4 protein-coding genes are annotated in these 2,356 nt (G+C 69.2%); all 4 read right to left on the reverse strand.

Going from position 1 to position 2,356, the window contains the following annotated elements; all coding sequences use genetic code 11:
• Positions 1-391: NAD(P)/FAD-dependent oxidoreductase (locus VFV09_11115; GenBank protein HEU4868265.1), on the reverse strand; the 391-nt coding region annotated here is incomplete at its 3' end.
• On the reverse strand, positions 388-999 hold the full coding sequence (locus VFV09_11120) for a VOC family protein (protein ID HEU4868266.1): 612 nt from the start codon (positions 997-999) through the stop codon (positions 388-390). The genes VFV09_11115 and VFV09_11120, both read right to left, overlap by 4 nt.
• A gap of 61 nt (positions 1,000-1,060) precedes the next feature.
• Positions 1,061-1,477: a tRNA (N6-threonylcarbamoyladenosine(37)-N6)-methyltransferase TrmO gene (gene tsaA / locus VFV09_11125; protein ID HEU4868267.1), complete on the reverse strand. Its 417-nt coding sequence runs from the start codon at positions 1,475-1,477 to the stop codon at positions 1,061-1,063.
• A gap of 20 nt (positions 1,478-1,497) precedes the next feature.
• Positions 1,498-2,356: serine hydrolase domain-containing protein (locus VFV09_11130; protein ID HEU4868268.1), on the reverse strand; the 859-nt coding region annotated here is incomplete at its 5' end.

The following is a 2,356-nucleotide window of genomic DNA, read 5'->3' on the forward strand; positions in this document are numbered from 1 at the left end:
AGAACCGGCCCCACCGGACGTAGGCGTCGGCGTCGGGCGGGTGGATCTTCGCCAGCTCCTCCCGGGTCCTGTCGCCGTCCCGCCAGACGAAGAAGTGCCGGTCGTCGGGCAGCGGGACGAACATCTGCGGGTCCTTGGGGGTGAACTCCAGCCCGTGTCGGGCCAGCTCGAGGTCCCGGTAGATATCGGGCCGGAGAAGGGACAGGGCGTAGGACGCGGTGGAGACTTTCACCCCCGGCATGAGCTCCTCGGTGACCGCCGCGCCTCCGACCACCGGGCGGCGCTCGAGGACGCGCACGGAGAGCCCGGCCCGGGCCAGGTAGCAGGCGGCCACCAGGCCGTTGTGTCCGGCGCCGACGACAACCGCATCCGTTTTGATCCTTACGCTCACAGCTCCACCAATCCATGAGGCGTTTCCAGCGTGGCCCCCAACTCCGGCTGAGGCGCTGCGTGAATTTCAACTTCACCTGCGAACTGGACCGCGTCCAGCCAGGCACGCAATCGGTCCGGCTCAGGTGTGCCCAGGCGCAGCGACGTCAGGCGCACCCCCACATCGGGCAGGCGCGTCGGCGGCGGCGGTGTGTGCCACGCAATCAGGCTGGGCCGCACGCCACCCCCCGGCAAACTGCCGTCGGCGGGCACGGTCAGCGCCCATTGGTTGTCGCCACGCGAAAGCTCCAGCACCTCTGGTCCCGGCGGCAAGGCCGGCACGTTCGCCACCCAGTGAATCAGCGCAGGGCCGTTCTCCAGCCTCTCCCGGAGTTCGGGGGTATCCAGCCCAAGCCAACGCGGGCGAGAAGGCGCTGGGACCCGCGGATCGACGGCGATGACCTCCAGGTAGGAGTCCGGCCCCAGCGACAGCAGCGCATTGTGCGTGCCGAACTTTGGGTGTTCACCGCCGGGAGACATGGCCACGCCCAAGCGGTCTTCCAGCCACGCCTGCCCCTCGGCCAGAGTGCGGGCGGCGATCACCAGATGATCCAGCGCAGCTACCGTCATGCCTGCCTACCAAGCAGCACTCCGCCGCGGCGCACGCCGAACATGGGAGCGGGACGAGAGGTCAGCGTTCGTCGATTCCCCGCAACACCGGCTTCACGTCCAGCACCGGCGTAGCGTCCAGAGCCTCGAGGGTGCCGACCTGCATCCTGAGTCCGTCGATGGCGAGGATCGTCACCCGGTGAAGCCCTATCGGGTTCGGGCGGGCCGGGGACCGGGTGCTGAACACGCCCTGCTCCGGGCGGGAGGGATCGTTCCGGGGCTGGACGACCAGCACGTCCCGGGGGGCCCGGTCGAGCCAGGTCAGCAGGACCACCTCGTCTCCCACGGCAAGGTTGCGGAGGCCTTCGGACACCGACGGGTCGAAGAGCACCCAGGCGTCGGGCGCTCCCTCGTCGCCCTGTTTGGGCGCCTCGGCGGCGTCGGTCAGCGTCGACTGAACAACTCCTATCGGGCGGAGAACGAACTGCTCCTCAGGCACCCGCACAGGATATCTTCGGGTCAGTCAGAGGTCATCCGCAGAAGGGTCTCGGCCAGACCGTCGGGGCGGGAGCGGGACTCGTTGGTCAGGACGACCACCGACTTTCCTTCCGCCGGCACGTGCCACATCACCCCCCGATATCCGGGAACCAGCCCGCCGTGACCCCAGACCCGGTTCTCGAGGTCCGGGCGGAGCAACTCCACCCCCAGGCCGTATCCGGAGTGGCGGGCAGCGAAGGGCCCCGGTGAGGTCATCCGGCGTACTGCAGCCGGCGGCACCACCTCGCCCGCCGCGAACGCTTCGATGAACTTCATCAGGTCGGGCGCAGTCGACACCAGGGCCCCGGCCGCCCCCTCGCTGGTCTCCAGGGCCGGCCACGGGGCTGGGACGAGCTCGGTGACCCCGTCGTTGTCCAGGTCGAAGTAGCCCGGGATCAGGCGACCGGACGGCTCCTCCCCGCCGGCTATGTAGCTGGCGGTCATGCCCAGCGGGTTGAGGATCCGCTCCCGGACCTCGGCGTGCCACGGGCGGCCGGTGGCCCCCTCGATCACCTCGCCGAGGATCAGGTAGTTGGTGTTGGAGTAGGCGTACGCCGACCCGGGCGCGAACTCCGGCTCGCTTTTCGCAACGATCTTCAGAACTCCGTCGACCGTCCAGGCGCGGTCGGGGTGGTCCACGAGAGCCTCGACCAGTTCGGAGCTGCGGCCGGAGTCGGGCAGCCCGCTGGTGTGGGCAAGCAGGTCCTCGACAGTTACCCCGTCCAGCAACTTGGCGACCGGCGTCGGTCGCGGCAGGTGGTCGACAACCGGGTCGTCAAGAGAGAGGCGGTCCTCTTCTTTCAGCTGCATGACCACCGTCGCCACCAGCATCTTCGTGATC

Source organism: Actinomycetota bacterium, assembly GCA_035759705.1.
GTDB lineage: Bacteria > Actinomycetota > CADDZG01 > JAHWKV01 > JAHWKV01 > JAJCYE01.

Bases quoted from the DNA above. Each gene is read 5' to 3' on its own strand.
- VFV09_11120 (HEU4868266.1), bottom strand. From the start codon at position 999: ATGACGGTAGCTGCGCTGGATCATCTGGTGATCGCCGCCCGCACTCTG.